We start from the raw sequence: 25,803 nt of genomic DNA, 5'->3' as shown, positions 1-25,803 counted from the left end.
GCTGCCGCACAGTGGGCGGCTGACCCGGAGGGAACCATGGCAGGCAAGGCAAATTTCTCGGACATCGAACGGCAAGGCGCACCCGAACTGGGCCGCCGTGGTTTCGTCATGGGCACCGCGCTCGGTGCGACCGCCGTGCTGGCATCCCTGGCATCGCGCGCCCATGCGGCTGCGGAGCGGCGCATGCCGGTCGTCTTCATCGGCCACGGCACACCGATGAACGCCATCAGCGACAACGCGTTCACGCGCCGGCTGGCGGCCTGGGGCCGGGAGCTGCCACGGCCGTCGGCCATCCTCAGCGTGTCGGCGCACTGGCTGAGCCGTGGCGCTACCGGTGTCGGCATGCAGGCGCGGCCGAAGACGATCCACGATTTCGGCGGCTTCCCGCAGGCGCTGTTCGACGTCGAATACCCCGCGCCCGGCCATCCTTCACTCGCCCGCGAGACCGTCGGCGCGGTGAAGCAGACACCGGTGATCGCCACCGAGCAATGGGGCCTCGACCACGGCACGTGGTCGGTGCTGAAGCATCTCTATCCGAAGGCCGACATCCCGGTGTTCCAGCTCAGCATCGACTACGACAAGCCGGCCGCCTTCCACTACGCGGTGGGGCGCGACCTCGCAGTCCTGCGCGACAAGGGCGTGCTGGTGATGGGCAGCGGCAACGTGGTGCACAACCTGCGCGCCACCGACCGCGGCACACCCGACGGGCCGAGCGCCAGCCGGCCATGGGCGCAATCGTTCGACGATGCGGTGAAGTCGGCGCTGGCAGGCCGGGACGACCGTGCGCTGGTCGACTACGCGAAGCTCGAAGGAGCCTCCACCGCCGTGGCGACGCCGGACCACTACTACCCCTTCCTCTACGCCCTCGGTGCCGCGGGAACCAGCGAACGCGCGAAGACGGTCTACGAGGGATTCCAGTCGGGCACGCTCAGCATGCGTTGCCTGCAGTTCGGCTGAGCGCGCGGGCGCGGCAGCAGCGTTACTGCTCCTCGCCCCAGGCGAACCCGTCGCGCGCAATCATCGCGCTCGACGCACTCGGTCCCCAGGTGCCGGCCGCATAGGGGCGCGGGCCGCCGTCTGCTTCCCAGCTGTCGATCAGCGGCTCGACCCAGCGCCAGGCTTCTTCCTGCTCGTCGCTGCGCACGAACAGGTTGAGGCGGCCGTCGATCACGTCGAGCAGCAGGCGCTCGTAGGCGCCCACGCGCTCGGCGCCGAAGCGTTTGTCGAAATCGAGATCGAGCTGAACCGGCGCCAGTTGCGCGGCGTTGCTGTGGCCGTTGCCACCGCGCTGCCGGTTGTCCTGGGCCTGCGCGAGCATGTGCAGTTCCAGCCCGTCCTTGGGCTGCAGGTTGATCACCAGCTTGTTGACGTTGCCGGTTGGCGCGCGGTAGATCGCATGCGGCGTGGGCCTGAAGTTGACCTCGATGCGCGCATCGCGCGAGGCCAGCCGCTTGCCGGTGCGGATGTAGAAGGGCACGCCGGCCCAGCGCCAGTTGGCGATTTCGGTGCGCAGCGCCACGAAGGTCTCGGTGCGGCTGTCGGGGTTCACGCCGGGCTCGTCGCGGTAGCCCGGCACGCGCTCGCCGTAGGCCGTGCCGGCCGTGTACTGGCCGCGCACCGTGTGCAGCCCCAGCGTTTCGGGCGTCCAGGGCTTGAGCGCGCGCAGCACCTTGAGCTTTTCGTCGCGGATGGCGTCGGCATGCGAGTTGATCGGCGGCTCCATGCCGATCGCGCACAGCAGCTGCAGCGCGTGGTTCTGCACCATGTCGCGCAGCGCGCCGGTCTGGTCGTAGAAGGCGCCGCGCTTTTCCACGCCCAGGTCCTCGGCCATGGTGATCTGGATGTTGGCGATGTGCTCCCGGCGCCAGATGGGCTCGAACAGCGCATTGCCGAAACGCATCGCGAACAGGTTCTGCACCGATGGCTTGCCGAGGTAGTGGTCGATGCGAAAGACCTGCTTCTCCTCGAGCACCTTGCCGACCGCGGCGTTGATCGCGCGGTTGGAGGCGAGGTCATGGCCCAGCGGCTTTTCGAGCACGATGCGCGTCCTCGGCCCGTTGAGGCCGGCCGCGGCGATCTGCTCGACCACCTGCGTGAAGAGCGCGGGCGCCGTGGCGACGTACATCACGATCGTCTTCGCGTCGCGCTGCTTGAGCAGATCGGCCAGCCGCGCGTAGTCGTCGGGCTTGGACAGGTCCATGCGCAGGAAGTGCAGCATCGACGCGAACTTCTCGAACTCCTCGGGAGAAGGCCGCTTGGCGCCCTCGACCGCGCTGAAGCGCGACTGGATCAGTTCGCGGTACTGGTCGTCCGACAGGTCGTCCCGCGCCACGCCCACGATGCGCCCGTCTTGCGGCAGGCTGCCGTGCCGGAATGCCTGGAACAACGCGGGCATGAGCTTGCGCCACGCGAGATCGCCAGTGCCGCCGAACAGAACGAGATCGAAGCTCATGAAAAACTTTCCTTTGTCTGAATGCCGAGCAGGTCGTGGGCCGCCGAGAGGGCCACTTGCGATGGTACTTGTACCGATTCGCCCGACCTGTACTAAAGCTACGCTGACCTGTGGCCGCAAGGCCTTTTTTTATGCATGAGGCGGAGAAAATTCAGATGAAGAAGCTTTTTACCGCAGCCGCACTGCTCGGTTTGTCGGCCGCCGCGTCGGCGCAGACCGTCAACGTGATCTGTTCGGTCCAGGCCGAGTGGTGCAGCGTGATCTCCACCGTCTACGCGCGCACCACCGGCGTGCGCATCAACATGGCGCTCAAGGGCTCCGGCGAGGCGCTGGCCCAGCTGATCGCGGAGAAGGACAACCCCAAGACCGACGTCTGGTTCGGCGGCACCGGCGACCCGCACCTGCAGGCGGCCGAGCAGGGCCTCACGCTCGAATACAAGTCGCCGACGCTGGCGCAGCTGCATCCCTGGGCGCAGCAGCAGGCCAGGCAGTCGGGCTACAAGACCGTGGGCATCTACTCGGGCCCGTTGGGCTTCGGCTACAACCCCGAGCTGCTGGCCAAGAAGAAGCTGCCCGTGCCCAAGACCTGGGCCGACCTGCTCAAGCCCGAGTACAAGGGCGACATCCAGGTGGCCAACCCGGCCTCCAGCGGCACGGCCTACACCATGATCGCCACGCTGGTGCAGCTGATGGGCGAGGACAAGGCCTTCGACTACCTGAAGGCGCTGCACAAGAATGTCGGCCAGTACACCCGCTCGGGCACCGGCCCGATCAAGGCGGTGGCGCGCGGCGAAACCGCGATTTCCATCAGCTTCGTGCATGACGGCCCCGGCGAGAAGATGCAGGGCTTCCCGGTCGAGACCATCACGCCGAGCGACGGCACCGGCGCCGAGATCGGCTCCATGAGCATCGTCAAGGGCGCGCGCAATCTCGAGGCGGCCAAGAAGTTCTACGAATGGGCGCTGACGCCTGCCGCGCAGGAGCTCGGCGCCGCCAACAAGCAGTTCCAGCTGCCGAGCAACGTGAACGCCAAGCTCGACCCGCGCATCCCCGACTTCAAGAAGATCAAGTTCATCAACTACGACTACGCCAAGTACGGCGCGAGCACCGAGCGCCGGCGCCTGATCGCGCGCTGGGAAAAAGACGTCAACTCGCTGCCGCGCTGAGTGGCCGCGCATTTGATCGACACCGGCGCGCCGGCCAATCCGGCGTCCCTGGCCGCGGCCCGGCGCTCGCAGCGCTGGATCTGGGCATGGGTCGCGCTGGGCCTTGCAGCGTACCTGCTGCTGCCCTGGTATGCGATTCAGGACGCGACCTGGTACGAAGCCGTTCCGCAGGTGTTCGGCCAGGCGGAAGGTGCCAACGGCCTGATGCAGGCCGCCACGCAGGGCCGCAGCTGGCTCTTCATCGGCTTGGCGGGGCTGCTGATGTGCGCGGTAGGTGCGTGGCTGCCTGCCGGCCGCAGCCAGGGACGCTGGCTGCTCGCGGGTGGTGCGATCGGCGCCATCGGGCTGGCCGTGACAGGCTTCGCGATCGGCGCGCGGGGCTGGAGCTTCGCGGCGCTCAATGCGCAGTTCGGCGAACTGGCCGTCAACCAGTTCGGCATCGGCGCAGGCGGCTTCGTGGCGCTCACTGCGCTCGTGCTGCTGGCGGCGTTCGGCATCGCGCGGCTCGGCCTTTTCAAGGGCGACCTGTTCGTGGCGGCCGCGGTCATCGGCTGCGGCGTGCTGATGGCGTTGTTCATCGCCTACCCTGTGAGCAAGGCGCTGTCGGGCGCGTTCTTCAACGAAGACGGGCAGTGGTCGATCGCCGCGTTTGTCGCGCGCGTGTTCACCGAACGCATCTGGGGGCTGGGGTGCCTTTCCGGCGGCGTGCGCTGCGGCGTGGCGTGGAACACGCTGGTGCTGGCCCTGCTCACCGCGGCCGGCACCACCTTCCTCGGCACGCTGATGGCGCTGATGGCCGAGCGCGGCAGCAAGCGCGGGCAGGGTGCGCTGCGGGTGCTGGCGCTGCTGCCGATCATCACGCCGCCGTTCGTGGTGGGCCTCGGCCTGATCCTGCTGTTCGGCCGTGCGGGCATCGTCAACCAGGTGCTGGAGAACGTGTTCGGCATCGAGCCCACGCGCTGGTTCTACGGCATGCCCGGCGTGCTGGTGGCGCAGCTGTTCGCCTTCACGCCCATCGCCTTCATGATCATGCGCGGCGTGGTGCAGGGCATTGCGCCCAGCCTCGAAGAAGCCGCGCAGATGCTGCGCGCCGACCGGCGCCGCACCTTCTTCACCATCACGCTGCCGCTGCTCAAGCCGGGGCTGGCCAATGCCTTCCTGGTCGGCTTCATCGAGAGCATTGCCGACTTCGGCAACCCCGTGGTGGTGGGCGGGCAGTTCTCGGTGCTGTCGACCGACATCTTCTTCGCCATCGTCGGCGCGCAGTACGACCAGGGCCGCGCCGCCTCGCTGGCCTGGGTGCTGACGCTGTTTGCCCTCGGCGTGTTCGCGCTGCAGCGCGGCGTGCTGGGCAAGCAGAACTACACCACCGTGAGCGGCAAGGGCGACGCCGGCATCGCGATGGCACTGCCCGACGGCGTGCGCCGCACCATCCTGTGCATCGCCTTGCCGTGGATCGCGTTCACCGCGGTGGTCTACCTGTTCGCTTTCGCGGGCGGCTTCGTGCAGACCTGGGGGCGCGACTACAGCTTCACGCTGAACCACTTCAGGAACGCGTTCTCGCTCGAATGGGGGCAGTTCGGGCTGGTGTGGGCGGGTACGGCGTGGAACTCGCTGATCACCACGCTCAAGCTCGCGGGCATCTCGGCGCCCATCACGGCGGCGCTCGGCCTGCTGATCGCGTGGCTGCTGGCGCGCAACGAGTTCAGGGGGCAGGGGCTGTTCGAGTTCGGCGCGCTGCTGGCCTTCGCCATTCCGGGCACAGTGCTCGGCGTGAGCTACATCCTGGCCTTCAACGTGCCGCCATTCGAGCTCACGGGCACGGGGCTCATCATCGTGTTGTGCTTCATGTTTCGCAATTTGCCAGTGGGCGTGCGGGCGGGCACGGCGGCCTTCAAGCAGCTCGACCGCTCGCTCGACGAAGCCTCGCTGATGCTGCGCGCATCGACCTCGCAGACGCTCTTCAAGGTGGTGCTGCCGCTGCTGAAGCCCGCGCTGGTGGCCGCGCTGGTCTACAGCTTCGTGCGCGCGATGACGACGGTGAGCGCGGTGATCTTCCTGGTCACGGCCGAGAACGAGCTCGCCACCACCTACATCATCGGCCGCGTCGGCAACGGCGACTACGGCATCGCGCTGGCGTACTGCACAGTGTTGATGATCCTGATGTCGCTGGCGATTGCGCTGGTGCAGTTCGTGGTGGGAGAGCGCAAGCTGGGACGGCGAGGGGCCACGCCACAGCATCAGGGACATCACAAAATGGAAGGCCTGGCATGAACGGCATCGAATTCCGCAACGTCACCAAGCGCTACGGCACCGACAGGAACGCGCCGCTGGCCGTCAAGGGCATCAGCTTCGAGGTGCCGGTCGGCACGCTCACCACCATCCTCGGTCCGTCGGGCTGCGGCAAGACGACCACGCTGCGCATGATCGCGGGGCTCGAATCGCCAACCTCGGGTTCGATCTTCATGGGCGGTCGCGACGTCACCACGCTGGGGCCGGCCGAGCGCAACGTCAGCATGATGTTCCAGAGCTACGCGCTGTTCCCGCACATGAACGTGATCGAGAACGTGGGCTACGGCCTGCGCATGAGCGGCGTGAAGAAGGACGAGGCCACGGCACGGGCACGCGAGGCGTTGCGCGGCGTGGGCCTGGTCGGCTTCGACGAGCGGCTGCCCAGCGAACTCTCGGGCGGCCAGCAGCAGCGCGTGGCGCTGGCGCGCGCGCTGGTGCTCGAACCGGCGGTGCTGCTTTTCGACGAGCCGCTCTCCAACCTCGACGCCCGCCTGCGCCGCGAGATGCGCGAAGAGATCCGCGCGCTGCAGCAGCGCTTGAAGCTCACCGTGGCCTACGTCACGCACGACCAGAGCGAGGCGCTGGCCGTGAGCGACCAGATCATCGTGATGGACCACGGCGTGATCGCCCAGCGCGGCACGCCCGAGCAGCTCTATGGGCGGCCCGAGAGCGAGTTCGTCGCCGGGTTCATGGGCGAGGCAATGGTGTTCCCCGCCACGGCGCACGCCGACGGCAGCGTGGCGCTGGGCCCGCTGCGCCTGCAGCCGCGCCATGCGGTGGCACCCGGCACGGTGAAGGTCGCGGTGCGCCCTGAAGCCTGGCAGATCGGCGCCGCGGACGCGGGCAGCGGCCTGCCGGCCACGCTGCGCAAGGCGGCGTACCTCGGCAGCTTCTATGAATACGGCTTCGACACCACCCTGGGGCCGGTCTTCGTGGTGTCGAACGACCTGTCCCGTCCGCTGGCGGCGGGCGCGCAGGCCACGCTGTCGCTGGGAGCCCACGGCGTGAGCGTGGTGCCCGGTGCATGAAACAATGGCGCCATGAACGTGGTTTTCGACCTGGGCGCCGTGCTGTTCGCATGGGAGCCCACCCGGCTGGTACAGGCCCATCTCGCGCAGCACGCACCCACTGAGACGGCTGCCGCGGCACTCGGCCGGGCACTATTCCATCACGACGACTGGACGGGTTTCGACTGCGGCACCCGCACGCTGGACGATGCCATCGCCCGCATGTCGGCCCGGCTCTCGCTGCCGGCCGAGCCGCTTCGCACCATGCTCGAAGGACTGGGCGAGCGGCTGGAGCCGATCGGCGTCACGGTCGGCATGCTCGAACAGCTGGTCGCGCACCGTGAGGCCGGCCAGCCGCTGCGCCTGTACTACCTGTCGAACATGCCTGCGTCGTACGCCCGCGCCATCGAGCGCCGGCATGCGTTCATGCAGCGCTTCGACGGCGGCGTGTTCTCGGGCGACGTGAAATTTCTCAAGCCCGAGCGCGAGATCTACGAGGTGCTGGCGATGCGCTACGCGCTCGATCCGGAACAGACCGTGTTCATCGACGACTCCGCCGCCAACGTCGAGGCGGCGCGCGCCTTCGGCTGGCAGGCCATCCACTGCACCGCGCCGGCCATGCTGCCGTTGCAGCTGCAGCGCTACCTGCCGGTCAGCACCACCTTGTCGGTGTCGAACCCCAGGCTGCTGGCGTAGTCCAGCTCCGCCTGCAGCACCGCGTCGTCCAGGCGCGGCGCGCGCGACAGCACCCAGAGGTATTCGCGGTCGGGCGTGCCGACGAGCGACACCTCGTAGTTGCGGTCGAGCTTCAGGATCCAGTAGTCGCCCCAGACCATGGGCAGCCAGCCGAGCCAGGCGGGCGCAAAGCGCACCTGAAGTCGGCCCGCGCCGGGCTGGCCTGCCACGGGCACCACGCGCGCGGTGCCGGTCGCCTGGTCGAAATTGCCGTCCGCGCGCGCGCAGCGGTTCACGACCTGCACGGTGCCGTCGGGCTGGAGTGTGTACTCGGCGGTCACGGGGCCGGTGCAGGCTTTCTGGAATCGGTTCGGCAGGCGCGCCTGCTCGTGCCAGATGCCGACATAGCGCCGCAGGTCGACCGGTGCCACCACCTGCAGCGGGGCGCGCATCAGCGGTGCGCCGTCGGCCGGGCCGGCCGGTTGCACACGCGCGGTGCGCGAGGCTTGGAGGGCCAGCCAGGCCGCGGCGCCACCCATGACGAAAGCGGTGGCCATGGTGCCGATCGCCGCGCTGGTGCGGCGGTCGTCGAAGGGCAGGCCATCGGGAGGCGCGGGGCCGCGTTGGCGATGGGACATGGGGGGCTCCTGACTGAAAATTTCGGCGTGGAGCGCAGCGTAGTCCCGGGCGGGCGGCCGATGCCGTCAGCCACGGACCACAGCCGGTGTAGGGCAGGGCGGCTGACAACCCTGTACGCAACAGGCTGATAGAGCGCCGGAAAAGCCGTGCTACGGTGCGCATGAAAACATCGGCCCACGCGCAACTGCGTGCAGGACTTGTCACAACCCGCACTGGATAATCATTTCATGAACCAACTCGATGCCCTCCGCCAGTGGACCACCGTCGTCGCCGACACCGGTGACTTCAAGCAGCTCAGCGTTTCCAAGCCGCAGGACGCGACCACCAACCCGTCGCTCATCCTCAAGGCCGTGCAGAAGACCGAATACCGGCCGCTGCTCGATGAAACCGTGAAGAAGCACGCCGGCAAGCCGCTCGATGAGGTCATCGATCGCCTGCTGGTGCGCTTCGGCAGCGAAATCCTCTCGATCATCCCGGGCCGCGTGTCGACCGAGGTCGACGCTCGCCTGTCCTTCGACACGGCCGCGACCGTGGCGCGCGGCGAGCGCATCGTGGCGCTCTACAAGGCCGAAGGCATCGACACCGAAAAGCGCCTGCTGATCAAGGTGGCCTCCACCTGGGAAGGCATCGAGGCAGCGCGCGAACTCGAGAGGAAAGGCATCCGCACCAACCTCACGCTGCTGTTCTCGTTCGCGCAGGCCGTGGCTTGCGGCGCGGCCGGCGTGCAGCTCATCTCGCCCTTCGTGGGCCGCATCTACGACTGGTACAAGAAGTCGGCCGGCGCCAAGTGGGACGAAGCGGCCAATGCCGGCGCCAACGACCCGGGCGTCAAGTCGGTGCGGGAAATCTTCAACTACTACAAGCAGCACGGCATCAAGACCGAGGTGATGGGCGCGAGCTTCCGCAACGTGGGACAGATCCAGGCGCTGGCTGGTTGCGACCTGCTGACCATCAGCCCCGAGCTGCTGGCCGAGCTGGCCGCCAGCAACGAACCGCTGCAGCACGCACTCGACGCCAAGGCCGCGTCCGGGGGCGACATCGCCAAGGTCAGCTACGACGAGGCGGGCTTCCGCTTTGCGCTGAACGAAGACGCCATGGCCACCGAGAAGCTCGCGGAAGGCATCCGCGCCTTCGCAGCCGACGCGGTGAAGCTCGAAAAACTCATGCAGGAAAGCGGCAAGTAAACATGGCCATGACCCTTCGCTGCGACCATGCGCCGGCCTGGGCGCAACTCCAGTCCAGCTTCGAAACGGCGGGCCGCCAGTTCGACGTGCGCCACGCCTTCGTGGACGACGCGAACCGCTTTGCGCGTTTCAGCCAGGAGGCGCCGTATGTCTTCGCCGATCTGTCGAAGAACCTGATCGACGCACGCACCGAGGAGCTGCTGCTCGCGCTGGCCCGCGAATGCGGCCTCGAGGCGCACCGCGACGCCATGTTCGCGGGCGAGCACATCAACAACACCGAAGACCGCGCCGTGCTGCACACGCTGCTGCGCGCGCCGGCCGATGCGCCGACCGGGCCCAAGACCGCGAACGAACTGCGCGAGGTGCACGCCACGCTCGACGCGATGCTGGCTTATGCAGAGAAGGTGCGCGGCGACCACACGATCACCGACGTGGTCAACATCGGCATCGGCGGCTCCGACCTCGGCCCGCAGATGGCGGTGCTGGCGCTGGCCGAATTCGCCGCGCCGGGCAAGCGCTTCCACTTCGTCTCGAACGTCGACGGCCACGAGCTGGCCGGTGTGCTGCAGGGCCTTGCGCCCGAGCACACGTTGTTCCTCATTGCCTCGAAGACCTTCACCACGGCCGAGACGATGACCAACGCGCAGTCGGCCAGGCGCTGGTACGAGCAGTCGGGCGGCACCGACATCGCGGGCCACTTCGCGGCGCTCACCACCAACGTGGAAGCGGCGAAGAAGTTCGGCATCGACACCACCTTCGGCTTCTGGGACTGGGTGGGCGGGCGCTATTCGCTGTGGTCGGCCATCGGCCTGCCGATTGCGCTGGCCATCGGCGCCGACGGTTTCCGCCGCCTGCTGGCGGGCGCGCATGCGATGGACGAGCACTTCCGCACCGCGCCGCTGGAGCACAACCTGCCGGTGCGGCTGGGCCTGCTCGACGTCTGGTATCGCAACTTCCACAAGTTCACGAGCCGCAGCATCGCGCCGTACCACAGCGCGCTCAAGCGCGTGCCGGCCTACCTGCAGCAGCTCGAGATGGAAAGCAACGGCAAGCAGGTCGATGCCAGCGGCAAGCCCGTGGCCTTCGGCACCTCGCCCGTGCTCTGGGGTGAGCCCGGCACCAACGGCCAGCATGCCTACTTCCAGATGCTGCACCAGGGCACCGACGTGATCCCGCTCGAATTCGTGGCGGTGCGCGACGCCTCGCACGACCTCGAAGGCCACCACCCCAAGCTGCTGGCCAATGCGCTCGCGCAGGCGCAGGCGCTGATGGTCGGCAAGCTCGACGAAGGCGGCCACAGGAACTTCCCCGGCAACCGGCCAAGCACCTTCTTCGTGTTCGAGAAGCTCACGCCCGAATCGCTGGGCGCCTTCCTCGCGATGTACGAGCACCGCGTGTTCACCAGCGGCGCGCTGTGGGGCATCAACAGCTTCGACCAGTGGGGCGTGGAGCTGGGCAAGGTGCTCGCGCGCGACATCGAACCGCGCCTGGCCTCGGGCGACGTCGCGGGGCTCGATGCCTCGACGGCGGGGCTGTTGAAGCGGCTGGGAAACTGAAGAATCCGGACCCGGATTCGTTGGGCGGCTTCTTGAAATAAGCCGTTTGTTTGCGTACGAATGGCCGAGTTTGCCGTTGGAAGATGCATCGATATGATCGGTCCGGGGAAATTTCCCTGGGACCCATCAAGAGGAGTCGATCAATGGATTTTCAAACAGCGGTCAAGACTTGTTTCAGCAAATACGCCGATTTCAACGGGCGCGCATCGCGCTCGGAATATTGGTGGTTTGTGCTGGCCGAGGTCATCGTGCTCATCGTCGCGAGCCTCATTCATCAGTTCGTGTATGTCATTGCGGCGCTGGGTTTTCTACTGCCCGCGCTGGCCGTGGGCGCGCGCCGCCTGCACGACATCGGCAAGAGCGGCTGGCTCCAGTTGTTGATGCTCATCCCGATCGTCAACCTGGTGCTGATCTATTTCTACGTGCAGCCCTCCCAGCCCGAGGCCAACCCGCACGGCGAGCCGGCGAGCGCCTGAGCCTTGCAACGGCGCATGCAGCGCCGCATCGTCAGGGCCGCGCAAGCGGCCCTTTTTCCTGGCCGCTCGCCATGCGCACGCACAGGTCGAAGGCCTGCTGCAGCCCCTCGATGTTCGCGATGCCCCGGCCGGCGATGTCGAATGCACTGCCGCTGGCCGACGTGGCCACCGGCACCGGCAGGCCGCCATGCAGCGTCACGCCCTGCTCGAAGCCCATGAGCTTCATCGCGATCTGGCCCTGGTCGTGGTACATCGACACCACCGCATCCACGTCGCCGCGGCGCGCGCCGATGAACACCGTGTCGGGGGAGAACGGGCCGCGTGCGTCGAAGCCCTCGGCGCGCAGCCGCTCGACGGCGGGCGCGATGATCTCGATTTCCTCCATGCCGATGGAGCCGCCATCGCCCGCGTGCGGGTTGAGCCCCGTCACCGCGATGCGCGGATGCGCCACACCCGCGCGGCGCAGCGCGGCGGCGATGATCTTCACCGCGTCGCTCACGCCCTGCACCGTGATGTGGCTCGCCACGTCTTTCAGCGGAATGTGCGAGGTCACGCGCGAGGTCCACAGCGAACCGGTGAGGTTGAACTCGCAGACGAAGCCCGTCACCGCGAAGCGCTCCTGCATGTAGCGCAGCTCGTCCTCGTGCACGAGGCCGCCCAGGCGCAGCGAATGCTTGTTGAGCGGCGCGAAGAGAATTCCCTCGGCCTGCCCGCGGCGCACCGCCAGCGTGGCCAGTTCCAGCGCCTCGAACGAAGCCCGGCCGGACTGTTCGTTCGACTCGCCGGGCACCGGCTCGTGTCCCTCCATCCAGTCGCGCGCGAGCAGGCTGGGCCGGCCGTCCTCGAAATGCAGCTCGTCGAGGCTCTCGACCTGCAGCGGGGCCAGCTTCAGGCCTGCCACGCGTTCGCCGGCGGCCAGCACCACCGGATCGGCGATCAGCAGCACGCGCGCGGCGTCCAGGTTGCGCTGGCGCGCCAGCAGCTTCACGGCCATTTCGGGGCCGACGCCGCCGGGGTCGCCGAGCAGCACGGCGATGCGGGGCTTGGCGGAGATCACGCTCGGCGTCTTGGGTGGGGTGGGCATGGTTTCGATTGGATGCGGTTAAAGGAAAAGGGTAACAAGGGCCGGCTCACTCGGCCTTGATGTTGGCATCGCGCACGAGCTGGCCGTAGTGGTCGAACTCCTGCCTGTTCATCGCCGCGAAGGGCTCGCCGGTCACTGTTCCGGGCTCGCCGCCCAACGCCTTGATGCGGCTCTGCACATCGGCCAGCTTCAGCGTGCGCACGAGTTCGGCGCTCAGCCGCTCGACCGCGGGGCGGGGCGTGCCGGCCGTCACGTAGAGGCCGTACCAGGTGGACACGTCGGCGCCCTTGATGCCCTGCTCGGCCAGCGTGGGCACGTCGGGCAGCTCCGGCGAGCGCTGCGGCGCGCTCACGGCCAGCGCGCGGAACTTGCCGGCCCTGATCTGGCCCATGGCCGAGGAGGTGCTGTCGAACATCATGTCGACCTCGCCCGAGATGATGTCGACGTGCGCCTGCGAGCTGCCCTTGTAGGGCACGTGGATCGACTTCATGCCGGTGGCCAGGTTGAAGGCCTCGCCGCCCACGTGCTGGGTGCTGCCGATGCCGGACGATGCGTACTTGAAGCCGCCGGGTTTCGCCGCCATCGCCGTCACCAGGTCCTTCGCCGACCTGTACGGCGAGTTCGCGGACACCACCAGCACGTTGGGCATCACGGCCACCAGGCCCACGGGCTGCAGGTCTTTCAGCGGGTCGTACTTGAGCTTGAGGATGTGCGGCGCCACTGCCTGCGCCGTGTTGGTGGCCAGCAGCAGCGTAGCGCCATCGGCCGGCGCGCGGGCCGTGAGTTCGCCGGCAATGGTGTTGGATGCGCCGGGCCGGTTCTCGACCACCACGGGCTGCTTGAGCGCTGGCGACAGCTTGTCGGCCAGCACGCGCGCGAGGATGTCGGTGCCGCCGCCGGGCGAGGCGCCCACCATGATGCGCAGGGGCTTGTCGGGGTAGGCGGACTGGGCGCCGGCCGACGCCGCGACCAGCAGCGCGGCGGCCAGGCCTGCCGCGCGGGCCAGGGAGGAAAGCTTCATCGGGTCGTCTCCTGCTTGTTGTGGGGACCGAGCGTACGGAGCTTCGCCATCCCGATCCAATCGAAAAAGCCCGAAGCTTCATATACTTTTGTGCATGAACTCCGGTTCGACCGATGCCTCGCTGATGCTCCACGTGCGGCCGCGCCAGTTGCTGCTGCTGGCCCGGCTCGATGCCCACCGCCATCTCGGCCGCGCGGCCGAGGCCATGAACATCAGCCAGCCCGCAGCCACCAAGCTGCTGCAGCAGCTCGAAGACTCGCTTGGTGAAAAGCTCTTCGAGCGGCTGGCGCGCGGCATGGAGCCCACGCCTTACGGTGAGATCCTGATCCGCTATGCCCGCCGCGTGCTCAGCGACTTCGGCACCGCGCGCGAGGAGATGCTGGCCCTGCGCTCGGGCCTGAGCGGTGCCTTGCGCGTGGGCAGCGTACCGGGCGCCGTGCCCGAGCTGCTGGCGCCGGCGCTGGTGGAGTACCACCGCCGCCATCCACAGGTGGCCGTGTCGGTGGTGGTCGAGACCAGCGACGTGATCCAGGCGCAGCTGGAGCAGGGCGATGTCGACCTCGTGCTGGGCCGGCTCACCGACGGCCACGACGAGGCGAAGTACGCAAGCGTGCCGCTGCTGGGCGAGTCGCAGGTGGTGGTGGTGCGCATCGCGCACCCGGTGTTCGAGCGCCCCACGGTCACGCTGGCCGAGATGGCGAACTGGTCCTGGGTGCTGCAGCCACCGGGTTCGCCGCAGCGCGGGCGCTTCGAGGCGGCGATGCGCGAGGCGGGCATCCAGGCCCGGCTCGACATCATCGAAACGGCATCGCCCATTGCCATCACCGCCTTGCTGGAAAGCTCCGACATGGCGGCCGTGATGCCTGCCTCGCAGGCCAGCCACTACGCCCGGCTGGGCGTGCTTCGCACCGTGCCGGTGGAGCTGCCGGTGCGCGTGCCGCCGATTTGCCTCATCACCCGCGAGGACCGCGCGCTTTCGCCGGCCGCCGCCCAGTTCCGGCGCCAGTTGCTGGGCGGCGGCTGAAGCCTTTGGGTTGCCGATTTACATGCTGTCTTGCGTTAACTAGGGAATTCACTAGCCGACTGGTGCATGAGAGTACTGGTATCAACTGCCGAAGTACCAAAACCGCAAGCGCGTTTCTCCAGAATCCGACCACGGCGACCCGACAGACAAGAGGGCGTCGCTCACCTCTAGGAGACAACATGAAGCGTTTTCTGAAAGCGGGCCTCGTCCTCGCACTCATCGGCACGGGCGCGCTGTCCCAGGCCGCCACCGAACTCGTGATTGCGACCGTGAACAACGGCCACATGATCGAGATGCAGAAGCTCACCCCCTTCTTCGAGAAAGCCAACCCCGACATCAAGCTCAAGTGGGTCACGCTGGAAGAAGGCACGCTGCGCCAGCGCGTGACCACCGACATCGCCACCAAGGGCGGCCAGTTCGACGTGATGACCATCGGCCTGTACGAGACGCCGATCTGGTCGAAGAAGGGCTGGCTCAAGCCCATCGCCACCGACGCGGCCTACGACGTGGACGACCTGCTGCCCGCCATCCGCAACGGCTTGTCGAACGACGGCAAGCTCTACGCCGCACCCTTCTACGGCGAGAGCTCGATGCTCATGTACCGAAAGGACCTGGCCGACAAGGCGGGCATCAAGTTCCCCGAGCAACCGACCTGGGCGCAGGTGAAGGAGTTCGCCGACAAGGTCAACGACCCGAAGGCCGGCGTGTACGGCATGTGCCTGCGCGGCAAACCCGGCTGGGGCGACAACATGGCCTTCCTGACCACGCTGGTCAACACCAACGGCGGCCAGTGGTTCGACATGCAGTGGAAGCCGCAGATCGACACCAAGGCCTGGAAGGACGCCATCACCTTCTACGTCGACATGATGAAGAAGGACGGCCCTCCGGGCGCCTCGGCCAACAGCTTCAACGAGAACCTCGCGCTGTTCAACGAAGGCAAATGCGCCGCGTGGGTCGACGCGACCATCGCGGCCTCGTTCATCAGCGATCCGAAACAGTCGAAGGTGGCCGACAAGGTGGCCTTCGCACAGGCGCCGACCGCCACCACGCCGAAGGGCGCCAACTGGTTGTGGTCGTGGAACCTCGCCATTCCGGCCAGCTCGTCCAAGGACGAGGCGGCGCAGAAGTTCATCAAGTGGGCGACCTCCAAGGACTACATCAACCTCGTGGCCAAGGAAACCGGCTGGGCCTCGGTGCCGACCGGCACGCGCAAGTCGACCTATGCGAACCCCGAGTTCCAGAAGGTGGCCAAGTTCGCCGAAGCGGAGAAGAAGGCCATCGACAGCGCGAACCTCACCGACAGCACGCTGCCCAAGTCGCCGTACGTCGGCGTGCAGTACGCGGCCATTCCCGAGTTCCAGGCCATCGGCGTGGCGGTGGGCCAGCAGATGAGCGCGGCGCTGTCGGGCAAGGTCACTGTGGACCAGGCGCTGAAGACCTCGCAGACGGCGGCTGAGCGGGAGATGAAGAAGGCTGGGTACTACAAGTAAGCCGGGCTTTCTCTCTCCCTCCCCCGCTGGGGGAGGGCCGGGGTGGGGGCACGCGGCGCATCAATCTTCGCCGCGCCTGATCGGGCAGCCCCCATCCCCACCTTCCCCCAGCGGGGGAAGGAGCCAGGGACCACAAGAAGGGATACCTCATGAAACGACTCCTGCCCCGCGCCCTCATGGCGCCCGCCGTGCTCACGCTCTTCGCCTGGATGATCGTGCCGCTCGTGATGACGCTGTACTTCTCGCTGGTGAACTACAACCTCATGCAGCCCGGCGAGCACACCTTTGCGGGCATCGAGAACTTTCACTACTTCGTCACCGACCCCGACTTCTGGCCGGCCACGTGGAACACGCTGCTGCTGATCGGCAGCGTGATCGTCATCACGGTGGTGCTGGGCGTGCTGCTCGCGCTGCTGGTGAACGAGCCCTTCCCGGGGCGCGGCATCGTGCGGGTGCTGCTGATCTCGCCGTTCTTCGTCATGCCCGCGGTCAATGCGCTGCTGTGGAAGCACATGATGATGAACCCCATCTACGGCGTGCTGGCCGACGTGTGGCGCGCCTTCGGCGCCCAGCCGGTCGACTGGCTCACCGACGTGCCGCTGTTGTCGGTGATCATCATGGTGGCCTGGCAGTGGCTGCCGTTCGCCTGCCTGATCTTCATCACCTCGCTGCAGTCGCTGGACCGCGAGCAGATGGAGGCCGCGCGCATGGACGGCGCGAGCGCGGTGCAGCGCTTCTTCTATCTCACCATTCCGCACCTCGGCCGCCCGATGGCGGTGGTGATCATGATCGAGATGATCTTCCTGCTCAGCGTGTTCGCCGAGATCGCCATCACCACCAACGGCGGCCCGGGCAACGAGAGCACGAACATGACCTACATGATCTTCAAGCAGTCGCTCATGAACTTCGACGTGGGCGTGGCCTCGGCGGGCGCGCTGTTCGCGGTGGTGCTGGCCAACATCGTGGCCGTGTTCCTGATCCGCATCATCGGCAAGAACCTGGACTGAGGAGCGGCACGCCATGCAACAACAACAAGCTCCCAGCAACTTCCTGCCGCAACTGCTGCGCACCGTGGGTGCGTGGGCCGTCGCGCTGCTGCTGTTCTTCCCGCTCGGCTGGCTGTTCCTCACGGCCTTCAAGACGGAGCTGCAGGCCATTCACGTGCCGCCGCTCTTCGTCTTTGAGCCCACGCTCGACAACTTCGGCGAGGTGCAGCGCCGCAGCGACTACCTGCTGTATGCGCGCAATTCGCTCATCACCAGCCTGGGCTCGACCATCCTCGGCCTGCTGATCGCGGCGCCGGCCGCGTACTCGATGGCCTTCTTCCGCACGAAGAAGACGCGCGACATCCTGATGTGGATGCTCTCCACCAAGATGATGCCGGCCGTGGGCGCGCTGGTACCGATCTACGTGATCGCGCAGACCGCGGGCATGCTGGACTCGCTCACCGCGCTGACCATCGTGTTCACGCTGTCGAACCTGCCGATCATGGTGTGGATGCTCTACAGCGCCTACAAGGACATTCCGAACGAGATCCTCGAAGCCGCGCGCATGGATGGCGCCAGCCTCTGGACCGAGTTCCGCCACGTCGTGATGCCGCTGTCGGTGGGCGGCCTCGCATCGACCGGCCTCCTGTGCCTGGTGCTGAGCTGGAACGAGGCCTTCTGGGCACTCAACCTTACCTCCGCCAAGGCCGGCACGCTGGCCACGCTGATCGCCTCGTACTCCAGCCCCGAGGGCCTGTTCTGGGCAAAGTTGTCGGCGGCTTCGCTGATGGCCATCGCGCCCATCGTCGTGTTCGGCTGGTTCAGCCAGAAGCAACTGGTGCAAGGCCTGACCTTCGGCGCCGTCAAGTAAAGAAAGGGAGACATCTCATGGCCTACCTGCAACTCAAAGACATCAAGAAGAGCTTTGGTGAAGTCAACATCATCAAGGGCGTCGACCTCGAAATCCAGAAGGGCGAGTTCATCGTCTTCGTGGGGCCCTCGGGCTGCGGCAAGTCGACGCTGCTGCGGTTGATCGCCGGGCTCGAGCCCATCACCAGCGGCAACCTGCTGCTCGACGGCAAGGACATCACCTGGACACCCTCGGGCAAGCGCGACCTGGCGATGGTGTTCCAGAGCTACGCGCTGTATCCGCACATGAGCGTGTACGACAACATGTCCTTCGCGCTCAAGCTCGCGGGCGTGGGCAAGAGCGAGATCAAGACCAAGGTCGAATATGCGGCCAAGACGCTCAACCTCACGCAGTACCTCGACCGTACGCCGAAGGACCTGTCGGGCGGCCAGCGCCAGCGCGTGGCCATCGGCCGCGCCATCGTGCGCGCGCCCAAGGTGTTCCTGTTCGACGAGCCGCTGTCGAACCTCGATGCGGCGCTGCGCGGCAACACGCGCGTCGAGATCCACAAGCTGCACCGCGCGCTTGGCGCCACCACCATCTACGTGACGCACGACCAGGTCGAAGCCATGACGCTGGCCGATCGCGTGGTGGTGCTCAGGGACGGATTGATCGAACAGGTCGGCACGCCGCTGGAGCTGTACGACCGCCCGGCCAACCAGTTCGTCGCGCAGTTCATCGGCATGCCGTCGATGAACATGGTGGCGGCGAATGCGATTCCCAGCTTCTCGGCCGCTACCGGCGGGAGGCTGCCCACCGACGGCTTCCTGGGCGTGCGCCCCGAAGGCCTGCGCGTGCATCCGAAGCAGGGCGCGCCGGTGAGCGAGGTGCAGGGCCGCGTCGAGCTCATCGAGGCGCTGGGTGCCGACACGCTCATCCACGTCGACGTGGGCGGCGTGCCGCTCATCGCACGCCAGAACGAGCGCACCCCGCTGCAGGCCGGCGATGACGTGGCCGTGGAACTCGATCCGTCGGTGCTGCACCTGTTCAACCGCGAGGGCCGATCGGTCAGCGCGTGACACCTCCTTTTCTTCTTCACCGCATTCTTCAACGGACATTCCCGTGACCATCGCGCACATTCCACCGGCTCCCACGGAGTTCACGGTGCTTCACCTGGGCCTGGGCTCGTTCCACCGCGCGCACCAGGCGGTCTACCTGCAGCGGCTGATCGATGCGGGCGACAACCGCTGGTCGCTGTCGGGCGCCAATATCCGGCCCGACATGCCCGAGGTCGTCGCGGCCCTGCAGGCGCAGGGCGGACGCTACACGCTCGAAACTGTATCGCCTGCGGGCGAATACCGTTACGAGCAGATCGAGGCCATCCGCGAGGTGCTGCCGTGGGAGCCCTCGCTGGCCGGCGTGATCGCGCGCGGCGCGGCGGCCTCGACGCGCATCGTGTCGTTCACCGTGACCGAGGCGGGCTACTACCTCGACACCAAGGGCAGGCTGGACCTGTCGTTCGGCGACCTGGCGGCCGATGTCGAGCGCGCGCGCCGGGGTGAGGCTGGTGGCGAGGGCGTGACCATCTATGGCGCGGTCTGCGCCATCCTGCGCGCGCGCAAGGCCGCGAATGCGGGCCCTGTGACGCTGCTCAACTGTGACAACCTGCGCCACAACGGCGAGCGCTTCCGCGCCGGGCTGCTGGAGTTCATCGAACTGGCGGGCGATGCCGACCTGCTGGCCTGGGTGAACGCGAACACGCACTGCCCGAACGCGATGGTCGACCGCATCACGCCGCGCCCGCCGCCCGAGCTGCGCGCACGCGTGAAGGCTGCGACGGGGCGCGACGACGCGGCCGCCATCACCGGCGAAAGCTTCATCCAATGGGTGATCGAGGACGACTTCGCGGCCGGCCGTCCCGACTGGGGCCGCGTGGGCGTGGAGCTGGTCGCGTCGGTGCAGCCTTACGAAGAGGCCAAGATCCGCATCCTCAACGCCACGCACAGCTGCATCGCCTGGGCGGGAACGCTCGCGGGTCTCGACTTCATCCACGAAGGCACGCACGACGCGGCCATCCGCAAGATGGCGTTCGACTACGTTACCGACGACGTCATCCCCTGCCTGAGCCCGAGCCCGATCGACCTCGCGGCGTATCGCGACGTGGTGCTCGACCGCTTCGGCAATCCGTCCATCCGCGACACCAACCAGCGTGTGGCAGCGGACGGCTTCTCGAAGATTCCCGGCTTCATCGCGCCGACAGTGCGCGAGCGGTTGGCGGCGGGCCAGGGCATCGACAGCGTCGCGATGTTGCCCGCACTGTTCCTTGCATTCCTGCAGCGCTGGCATCGTGGCGCGTTGCCCTATGCGTACCAGGACCAGGGCATGGACGAGGCCGTGGCGCACGCGATCTGCGACGCCGCCGATCCGGTGCTCGCGCTGTGTTCGGACGCGGGGCTTTGGGGCGCCGCTGCGGGCGATGCACGGCTGGTCGATGCCGTTCGAGGTGCGAGCGGCCGAGTGGAAAACTTCCTGAACCCTGGAGCAACGAAATGAGCGAACGCCTGAAGAACCGTCACGTGCTGCTGACCGGTGCCGGCGGCGGCATCGGCCTGGCCGTGGCCGAGGCCTGCATTGCGGAGGGCGCGCGCTGCAGCGTGGTCGACCGCGCTGCAGCGGCGCCCGAGGCGGTGCGGGCGCTGCAGCAGCGCCATCCCGACCACCTGGCCTACATTGCGGCCGACGTGACCGACACGCAGGCCATCAAGCACATGCTGGCCGAAGCGCAGGTCGCCTTCGGGCCGATCCACACGTTGTTCAACAACGCTGCCGTGTTCGACCTGGCGCCGCTGCTCGACAGCGACGAAGCCTCTTTCGACCGCCTCTTCGCGGTCAACGTGAAGGGCATGTTCTTCGTGATGCAGGCGGTGCTGCGCCACATGGTCGAGGCGGGCACGCAGAGCGCTTCGGTCATCAACATGGCCTCGCAGGCCGGGCGCCGCGGCGAGGCGCTGGTCTCGCACTACTGCGCGACCAAGGCGGCCGTCATCAGCTACACGCAGAGCGCCGCGCTGGCCATGGCGCCGCACGGCATCCGCGTCAACGGCATTGCTCCCGGTGTGGTCGATACGCCGATGTGGGACCATGTCGACAGCCTGTTCGCCAAGGCCGAAGGCCTGCCGCCCGGAGAGAAGAAGCGGCGCGTCGGCCTCGAGGTGCCGCTTGGCCGCATGGGCATGCCGAGCGACATCGCGGGGGCAGCCGTGTTTCTTGCCAGCGACGAGGCGCGCTACATCACGGCGCAGACCTTGAATGTCGATGGTGGCAATGTCATGAGTTGAGATGAGAGCTTGTTTTTCCTTGCATCGCGTTGTGTTTCATTCGGGGTGCGCTCACGCCGACGGGGTACCTTGCTCCGCGAATGTCCCCCGCCCTTCGGGCTCCTCCTTTATTTCGCTGCGCAAGGCACCCCATCGGCGTGATCGTTCAGCAGAGCGGTTGAACTGCGGGCATAAGCAGAGTGCCCCTCGTGCACAGGGCAGCGGGTGCTCCCCGCAGCGAAATAAAGGAGGAGGCGAAGCCGGGGGACATTCGCGGAGGGGAGTACCCGCTGGCCTGTGCACGCACCCCCAACGCGCCTTTTCTCCTGCACCATGCAATCCATGACCGAAGACTTCCATCTGTATCTAGACAGCGCCGACCTGGCCGAGCTAAAGGCCTGCCTGCCGCACCCCGTGGTGCATGGCGTCACGACCAATCCGACGCTGCTCAAGCGTGCGGGTATCGGACGCGGCGAAGTGCCCGGCCTGCTGAAGCGCTGCATCGAACTGGGCGCACGCCAGGTCCAGGCGCAGGTGTATTCCAGCGAAGTCGACGGCATGCTCGAAGACGCGCAAGCCCTGCTCTCGCACTTCGACCGAGGCCAACTCGTCGTGAAGATCCCCGCCACGCGCCAGGGCCTCGATGCCGGCGCACGCCTCATTGCGCAGGGCATCCCCGTCACCTGGACGGCGGTGTATGCGCCCGAGCAGGCGCACTTCGCCGCGCAACTGGGCGCAGCCTATGCAGCGCCGTATCTCGGACGGCTCGAAGACAGCGGCGTCGATGGCCTGGCGTTGATCGGGCAGATGCAGGCGCTGGTCGCGCGCCGCCCTGCATCGGGCACGCGGCTGCTGGTGGCCAGCATCCGTTCGCGCGAGGCCTATCTTGCCCTGCTGGGGCTCGGCGTGGGAGCCATCACCATCCCGCCGCGCCTCTTCGCCGAGCTGCTCGACCATCCCGCCACGCTCGCCGCCGAACGCGGCTTCTTGGCGGATGCCCGCGCACTGCCCTGATCGAGAATCCAGTCACCATGCGCATAGCACTCACGGGCGAAGCCCTCATCGATTTCACCGCCAGCGAGGCGGGCACCCTGGCGTTCCTGGGCCACGAGGGCGGCTCTCCGCTCAACACGGCCGTGGCCTGCGCGCGGCTCGGGCAGCCGACCGGTTTTCTCACGCAGCTGTCGACCGACCTGTTCGGCGAGCGGCTGATGGGCTTCCTGCAGCGCAACGGCGTGGACACCAGTTTCATCCTGCGCAGCAACGCGCCCTCGACGCTGGCCTTCGTCGAGCGCACGCCGCAGACCAACCGCTACGCCTTCTACACGCGCGGCAGCGCCGACGCCACCTGGGCGCCCGAGCCGCTGCCACAGCTGCCGGCGGACTGCCGCTTCCTGCACTTCGGCTCGATCTCGCTGCTGCAGGACCCGGCTGCCACACGCATCGCCGAGCTCGTTGCGGCAAACGCGGGGCACCGCGTGATCGTGTTCGACCCCAACGTGAGGCCCAGCCTGATTCCCGACATGGCGGCTTACCGTACCAGCGTCACGGGCTGGTTCGGCATGGCCGATCTGGTCAAGCTCAGCGACGAAGATGCTGCGCTGCTCGCGCCCGGCCAGCCGGTCGACGCGCTGGCGGCCGAGTGCCTGACGGCCGGCGCGCGCGCCGTGATCGTCACGCAAGGCGGCGACGGCGCGACGCTCTGGCGCACGGGTCACGAGCCGCTGACCGTGGCCGCGCCGCGCGTCACTGTGGTCGACACCATCGGGGCGGGGGACACCTTCACGGCCGGGCTTTCGGTGTCGCTGCTCGCGCATGGCGTGGAGCACCCGGCCCAGCTCGGTGAACTGGGCGACGAAGCCTGGACCGAGGTGCTGCGTTTCGCCGCCACCGCCGCCGCCCTGAACTGCACCCGGGAAGGCGCAGATCCGCCCACGCTGCAGGCCGTTCACAACGCGCTTGCCGAGGCAGACAATGGGGCTGCTTCCCGGTCCTGACTCCATGCTCATGTTCATGCTGCAATGACGACGTCCACCCGCAAGCGTTCGGTTCCCCGTCAGCGCCAACCCGAGCTGGAGCGCGACTTTGCGCGCTCCCCCTCGCTGGGCTACGAGGCCCTCGAAGAAACCGGTCTGGTGCGCTGCCTCGCGCATGGCTTTCCGAGCCCGCTGGTGCGATGGCACTTCCATGAAGACTACGAGCTGCACCTGATCACCGAGACCTCGGGCAAGGCCTTCATAGGAGACTGGATCGGGCCGTTCCAGCCCGGACACCTCGTGCTCTGCGGGCCACGCCTGCCGCACAACTGGATCTCGCTCGACGTGCCCGAAGGCGGCGCCGCGGGGCGCGACCGGGTGATCCAGTTCCGCCACGAGCCGATCGAGCACGCCGCGGCCGAGATTCCCGAGCTGCGCGAAGTGATGCAGCTGCTCGAACGTGCGCGGCACGGCATCGAGTTCTTCGGCATGTCGGAACAGGCGCAGGCGCATTGGGACGCCATCAAGGCCGCGCGCGGCGTGCGCCGGCTCGGACGGTTCCTCGAGTTCATGGCCGACCTCGCGCAATGCACCGACTACCGGCTGCTGTCGAGCGTGCAGATGCAGGGCGCGCAGGGCATCGAGGGCGATGCACAGGTCGACCAGATCAACGACATCGTCAACCGCATCACCAGCAACATGGCGGAGTCGATCTCGATGTCGGACGTGGCGGCCGAACTGGGCATGAGCGAGAGCCGCTTCAGCCGTTTCTTCCGGCGTTCCACCGGCAACAGCTTCACCGACTTCGTCAACCGCGTGCGCATCAACAGCGCCTGCCACCTGCTGATGCAGACCGATCACTACGTGACCGACATCTGCTACCAGGTGGGCTTCAACAACGTGGCGAATTTCAATCGACGTTTTCTTGAAATCAAGGGAATGACGCCGAGCGAATTCCGAAAGCAGGCAGATACCCGCTTCGGCGGCGGCATCTCTTCCTGAACAAAAGCCAGGGGGTTCATCTTGTACCTGGGACTCGACCTCGGCACGTCCGAGCTCAAGGCGCTGCTGCTCGCTGACGACCACCGCATCGTTGGCGTGGCGCGCGCGCCGCTCACGGTCGAACGGCCGCGGCCGCTGTGGTCGGAGCAGGCGCCGCAGCAGTGGTGGCACGCGCTCGAGGAGGTGATGCGTGCGCTCGGCAAGTCGCATCCCGAAGAACTCGCGGCGGTGCGCGCCATAGGCCTGTCGGGGCAGATGCACGGTGCCACGCTGCTCGATGCGGCGGGCGAGGTGCTGCGCCCTGCGATCCTCTGGAACGACGGCCGCAGCGGCGCGCAGTGCGAGGCGCTTGCCCGCGCCGTGCCGAGGCTCGGCGAGATCGCGGGCAACCTCGCGATGCCGGGGTTCACCGCGCCCAAGCTGCTGTGGGTGCGCGAGCACGAGCCTGAAATCTTCGGCCGCGTGGCGCGCGTGCTGCTGCCCAAGGACTGGCTGCGCTTCATGCTCAGCGGTGAGGCGGTCAGCGAGATGTCCGATGCGGCGGGCACGCTGTGGCTCGACGTGGGCGCGCGCGACTGGTCCGACGAACTGCTGGCGGCCACGGGCCTCACGCGCGCGCACATGCCGCGGCTGGTCGAAGGCAGCGAGGTGTCGGCGCAGCTCAAACCCGAGTTGGCGGCGCGCTGGGGCGTGGGCAGCGCCAGCGTGGTGATCGCGGGCGGTGCCGGCGACAACGCGGCCAGCGCCGTCGGTATGGGGCTCGTCGAGCCGGGGCAGGGATTCGTGTCGCTCGGCACCTCGGGCGTGGTGTTCGTCTCGACCGACCGCTTTCTGCCGAACCCCGCACAGGCGATGCACGCTTTCTGCCATGCGCTGCCGGGACGGTGGCACCAGATGTCGGTGATGCTCTCGGCCGCGAGTGCGGTGAGCTGGGCCGCGAAGACTTTCAAGTTCGCGGACGAGGCTGCGCTGCTCGAAGCGGCGGCGTCCGTCCCGCTGGCACAGCGCGAGGGCTGCCCGCTGTTCCTGCCGTACCTCTCGGGCGAGCGCTCGCCGCACAACAACCCCAATGCACAGGGCGTGCTGTTCGGCCTCACGCACGCACACGGGCCGGCGGAAATCGCGTACGCCGTGGTCGAGGGCGTGAGCTTCGGCCTGCGCGACGGCTTCGACACCCTGCGGCTGCCGGCCGGGATGCCGCTGCGCGAAATGGCCCTGGTGGGCGGTGGTGCGCGCAGCGTGTGGTGGGGGCAGTTGCTGGCCGACATCTTCGGCGTGCCGCTCACGCTTTATGCGGGCAGCGAGACGGGGGGCGCACTGGGCGCGGCGCGGCTGGCGTGGCTGGCCGATGGCGGCACGGTGGCCGATGTGTGCACCTTGCCGCCGGTGAAGCAGAAGCTGGTGCCGTCGACCGAAGGAGCCGACGTCCACAGAACGAGGCATGCGCGCTTCCAGGCGCTGTACAAGGCGGTGCGAGATCAATTCCAGTAAACGGAGCGATCACGACCGCTGACCCGTCCTGCCATAGGTTGACACCTATAAGGGACACAGAGCGGGCTTGTTCAAGCCGGCCACGGACGCCCGATGGACTTCATCGGGCGTTTTC

23 protein-coding genes are annotated in these 25,803 nt (G+C 67.5%); 19 read left to right on the top strand and 4 right to left on the bottom strand.

Features of this window, described 5'->3' with window-relative positions:
• Window positions 1-36: 36 nt before the first annotated feature.
• Window positions 37-957: a 4,5-DOPA dioxygenase extradiol gene (gene ygiD / locus ASD05_RS16820; protein WP_056594821.1), complete on the top strand. Its 921-nt coding sequence runs from the start codon at window positions 37-39 to the stop codon at window positions 955-957.
• Between the two features lie 22 nt (window positions 958-979).
• On the opposite strand, the gene zwf is transcribed toward ygiD, so the two are convergent.
• Window positions 980-2,452: a glucose-6-phosphate dehydrogenase gene (zwf, locus tag ASD05_RS16815; RefSeq protein ID WP_056594820.1), complete on the bottom strand. Its 1,473-nt coding sequence runs from the start codon at window positions 2,450-2,452 to the stop codon at window positions 980-982.
• Between the two features lie 155 nt (window positions 2,453-2,607).
• Between zwf and ASD05_RS16810 the strand changes: the two genes are divergently transcribed.
• From ASD05_RS16810 to ASD05_RS16795, 4 genes are read left to right on the top strand one after another with little or no spacing between them, the layout of a single operon-like run.
• The gene (locus tag ASD05_RS16810; protein ID WP_056594819.1) at window positions 2,608-3,618 is read left to right on the top strand and encodes an ABC transporter substrate-binding protein; all 1,011 of its coding nucleotides are present in this window, start codon (window positions 2,608-2,610) and stop codon (window positions 3,616-3,618) included.
• A complete protein-coding gene (locus ASD05_RS16805) occupies window positions 3,619-5,892 on the top strand; it encodes an ABC transporter permease (protein WP_235507999.1) in 2,274 nt (757 codons plus the stop codon).
• Window positions 5,889-6,938 carry an ABC transporter ATP-binding protein gene (locus tag ASD05_RS16800; RefSeq protein ID WP_056594817.1) on the top strand — a complete coding sequence of 350 codons (1,050 nt, stop codon included), beginning with the start codon at window positions 5,889-5,891 and terminating at the stop codon, window positions 6,936-6,938. The genes ASD05_RS16805 and ASD05_RS16800 overlap by 4 nt, the downstream gene beginning before the upstream one ends.
• A gap of 12 nt (window positions 6,939-6,950) precedes the next feature.
• A complete protein-coding gene (locus ASD05_RS16795; protein ID WP_056594815.1) occupies window positions 6,951-7,613 on the top strand; it encodes an HAD family hydrolase in 663 nt (220 codons plus the stop codon).
• Here ASD05_RS16795 and ASD05_RS16790 read toward each other — a convergent pair.
• Window positions 7,559-8,230: a lipocalin family protein gene (locus tag ASD05_RS16790; RefSeq protein ID WP_056594813.1), complete on the bottom strand. Its 672-nt coding sequence runs from the start codon at window positions 8,228-8,230 to the stop codon at window positions 7,559-7,561. The two genes, ASD05_RS16795 and ASD05_RS16790, sit on opposite strands and share 55 nt — an antisense overlap.
• 228 nt (window positions 8,231-8,458) lie before the next feature.
• Between ASD05_RS16790 and tal the strand changes: the two genes are divergently transcribed.
• The 3 genes from tal to ASD05_RS16775 all read left to right on the top strand — a co-directional run bounded on the left by tal (window position 8,459) and on the right by ASD05_RS16775 (window position 11,447).
• Complete coding sequence (gene tal, locus ASD05_RS16785) at window positions 8,459-9,415, top strand: transaldolase (protein WP_056594811.1); 957 nt, start codon at window positions 8,459-8,461, stop codon at window positions 9,413-9,415.
• Window positions 9,416-9,417: 2 nt separating this feature from the next.
• Entirely contained in the window at window positions 9,418-10,971 is a 1,554-nt protein-coding gene (gene pgi / locus ASD05_RS16780; protein WP_056594810.1) for a glucose-6-phosphate isomerase, read from the top strand.
• A 143-nt stretch (window positions 10,972-11,114) separates the two neighbouring features.
• A complete protein-coding gene (locus ASD05_RS16775; RefSeq protein WP_056594808.1) occupies window positions 11,115-11,447 on the top strand; it encodes a DUF805 domain-containing protein in 333 nt (110 codons plus the stop codon).
• 31 nt (window positions 11,448-11,478) lie between these two features.
• Here ASD05_RS16775 and ASD05_RS16770 read toward each other — a convergent pair whose 3' ends face one another.
• Both ASD05_RS16770 and ASD05_RS16765 read right to left on the bottom strand, forming a co-directional pair.
• Complete coding sequence (locus ASD05_RS16770; protein ID WP_056594806.1) at window positions 11,479-12,531, bottom strand: 4-hydroxythreonine-4-phosphate dehydrogenase PdxA; 1,053 nt, start codon at window positions 12,529-12,531, stop codon at window positions 11,479-11,481.
• Window positions 12,532-12,577: 46 nt separating this feature from the next.
• Window positions 12,578-13,552 (bottom strand): Bug family tripartite tricarboxylate transporter substrate binding protein, encoded by a 975-nt coding sequence (locus ASD05_RS16765; protein WP_056594804.1) that lies wholly within the window; start codon window positions 13,550-13,552, stop codon window positions 12,578-12,580.
• Between the two features lie 94 nt (window positions 13,553-13,646).
• Between ASD05_RS16765 and ASD05_RS16760 the strand changes: the two genes are divergently transcribed.
• From ASD05_RS16760 to xylB, 11 genes are all read left to right on the top strand, one after another.
• Window positions 13,647-14,576 carry a LysR family transcriptional regulator gene (locus ASD05_RS16760; protein WP_200955447.1) on the top strand — a complete coding sequence of 310 codons (930 nt, stop codon included), beginning with the start codon at window positions 13,647-13,649 and terminating at the stop codon, window positions 14,574-14,576.
• Between the two features lie 179 nt (window positions 14,577-14,755).
• On the top strand, window positions 14,756-16,066 hold the full coding sequence (locus ASD05_RS16755) for an ABC transporter substrate-binding protein (protein WP_056594803.1): 1,311 nt from the start codon (window positions 14,756-14,758) through the stop codon (window positions 16,064-16,066).
• A gap of 149 nt (window positions 16,067-16,215) precedes the next feature.
• Window positions 16,216-17,073, top strand: coding sequence for a carbohydrate ABC transporter permease (locus tag ASD05_RS16750; protein ID WP_007834021.1), 858 nt, complete (start codon window positions 16,216-16,218; stop codon window positions 17,071-17,073).
• A 13-nt stretch (window positions 17,074-17,086) separates the two neighbouring features.
• A complete protein-coding gene (locus ASD05_RS16745) occupies window positions 17,087-17,923 on the top strand; it encodes a carbohydrate ABC transporter permease (protein WP_056594802.1) in 837 nt (278 codons plus the stop codon).
• A gap of 17 nt (window positions 17,924-17,940) precedes the next feature.
• Window positions 17,941-18,981: an ABC transporter ATP-binding protein gene (locus ASD05_RS16740; RefSeq protein ID WP_056594801.1), complete on the top strand. Its 1,041-nt coding sequence runs from the start codon at window positions 17,941-17,943 to the stop codon at window positions 18,979-18,981.
• 85 nt (window positions 18,982-19,066) lie between these two features.
• The gene (gene dalD / locus ASD05_RS16735; protein ID WP_056594851.1) at window positions 19,067-20,455 is read left to right on the top strand and encodes a D-arabinitol 4-dehydrogenase; all 1,389 of its coding nucleotides are present in this window, start codon (window positions 19,067-19,069) and stop codon (window positions 20,453-20,455) included.
• A complete protein-coding gene (locus tag ASD05_RS16730; RefSeq protein WP_056594800.1) occupies window positions 20,452-21,240 on the top strand; it encodes an L-iditol 2-dehydrogenase in 789 nt (262 codons plus the stop codon). The genes dalD and ASD05_RS16730 overlap by 4 nt, the downstream gene beginning before the upstream one ends.
• 321 nt (window positions 21,241-21,561) lie before the next feature.
• Window positions 21,562-22,233, top strand: coding sequence for a transaldolase family protein (locus tag ASD05_RS16725; RefSeq protein WP_056594798.1), 672 nt, complete (start codon window positions 21,562-21,564; stop codon window positions 22,231-22,233).
• Window positions 22,234-22,250: 17 nt separating this feature from the next.
• Window positions 22,251-23,216 carry a carbohydrate kinase family protein gene (locus tag ASD05_RS16720; protein ID WP_056594796.1) on the top strand — a complete coding sequence of 322 codons (966 nt, stop codon included), beginning with the start codon at window positions 22,251-22,253 and terminating at the stop codon, window positions 23,214-23,216.
• A gap of 24 nt (window positions 23,217-23,240) precedes the next feature.
• Entirely contained in the window at window positions 23,241-24,197 is a 957-nt protein-coding gene (locus ASD05_RS16715) for an AraC family transcriptional regulator (protein WP_056594794.1), read from the top strand.
• A gap of 21 nt (window positions 24,198-24,218) precedes the next feature.
• The gene (gene xylB, locus ASD05_RS16710; RefSeq protein ID WP_056594792.1) at window positions 24,219-25,688 is read left to right on the top strand and encodes a xylulokinase; all 1,470 of its coding nucleotides are present in this window, start codon (window positions 24,219-24,221) and stop codon (window positions 25,686-25,688) included.
• The last annotated feature ends 115 nt before the right edge of the window (window positions 25,689-25,803 follow it).

Source organism: Variovorax sp. Root434 (genome assembly GCF_001426595.1).
Classification (GTDB): domain Bacteria; phylum Pseudomonadota; class Gammaproteobacteria; order Burkholderiales; family Burkholderiaceae_C; genus Variovorax.
This window is presented reverse-complemented; position numbering and strand designations above follow the sequence as displayed.

Bases quoted from the DNA above. Each gene is read 5' to 3' on its own strand.
- ygiD (WP_056594821.1), top strand. From the start codon at position 37: ATGGCAGGCAAGGCAAATTTCTCGGACATCGAACGGCAAGGCGCACCC.
- zwf (WP_056594820.1), bottom strand. From the start codon at position 2,452: ATGAGCTTCGATCTCGTTCTGTTCGGCGGCACTGGCGATCTCGCGTGG.
- ASD05_RS16810 (WP_056594819.1), top strand. From the start codon at position 2,608: ATGAAGAAGCTTTTTACCGCAGCCGCACTGCTCGGTTTGTCGGCCGCC.
- ASD05_RS16800 (WP_056594817.1), top strand. From the start codon at position 5,889: ATGAACGGCATCGAATTCCGCAACGTCACCAAGCGCTACGGCACCGAC.
- ASD05_RS16795 (WP_056594815.1), top strand. From the start codon at position 6,951: ATGAACGTGGTTTTCGACCTGGGCGCCGTGCTGTTCGCATGGGAGCCC.
- ASD05_RS16790 (WP_056594813.1), bottom strand. From the start codon at position 8,230: ATGTCCCATCGCCAACGCGGCCCCGCGCCTCCCGATGGCCTGCCCTTC.
- tal (WP_056594811.1), top strand. From the start codon at position 8,459: ATGAACCAACTCGATGCCCTCCGCCAGTGGACCACCGTCGTCGCCGAC.
- pgi (WP_056594810.1), top strand. From the start codon at position 9,418: ATGGCCATGACCCTTCGCTGCGACCATGCGCCGGCCTGGGCGCAACTC.
- ASD05_RS16775 (WP_056594808.1), top strand. From the start codon at position 11,115: ATGGATTTTCAAACAGCGGTCAAGACTTGTTTCAGCAAATACGCCGAT.
- ASD05_RS16770 (WP_056594806.1), bottom strand. From the start codon at position 12,531: ATGCCCACCCCACCCAAGACGCCGAGCGTGATCTCCGCCAAGCCCCGC.
- ASD05_RS16765 (WP_056594804.1), bottom strand. From the start codon at position 13,552: ATGAAGCTTTCCTCCCTGGCCCGCGCGGCAGGCCTGGCCGCCGCGCTG.
- ASD05_RS16760 (WP_200955447.1), top strand. From the start codon at position 13,647: ATGAACTCCGGTTCGACCGATGCCTCGCTGATGCTCCACGTGCGGCCG.
- ASD05_RS16755 (WP_056594803.1), top strand. From the start codon at position 14,756: ATGAAGCGTTTTCTGAAAGCGGGCCTCGTCCTCGCACTCATCGGCACG.
- ASD05_RS16750 (WP_007834021.1), top strand. From the start codon at position 16,216: ATGAAACGACTCCTGCCCCGCGCCCTCATGGCGCCCGCCGTGCTCACG.
- ASD05_RS16745 (WP_056594802.1), top strand. From the start codon at position 17,087: ATGCAACAACAACAAGCTCCCAGCAACTTCCTGCCGCAACTGCTGCGC.
- ASD05_RS16740 (WP_056594801.1), top strand. From the start codon at position 17,941: ATGGCCTACCTGCAACTCAAAGACATCAAGAAGAGCTTTGGTGAAGTC.
- ASD05_RS16730 (WP_056594800.1), top strand. From the start codon at position 20,452: ATGAGCGAACGCCTGAAGAACCGTCACGTGCTGCTGACCGGTGCCGGC.
- ASD05_RS16725 (WP_056594798.1), top strand. From the start codon at position 21,562: ATGACCGAAGACTTCCATCTGTATCTAGACAGCGCCGACCTGGCCGAG.
- ASD05_RS16720 (WP_056594796.1), top strand. From the start codon at position 22,251: ATGCGCATAGCACTCACGGGCGAAGCCCTCATCGATTTCACCGCCAGC.
- ASD05_RS16715 (WP_056594794.1), top strand. From the start codon at position 23,241: ATGACGACGTCCACCCGCAAGCGTTCGGTTCCCCGTCAGCGCCAACCC.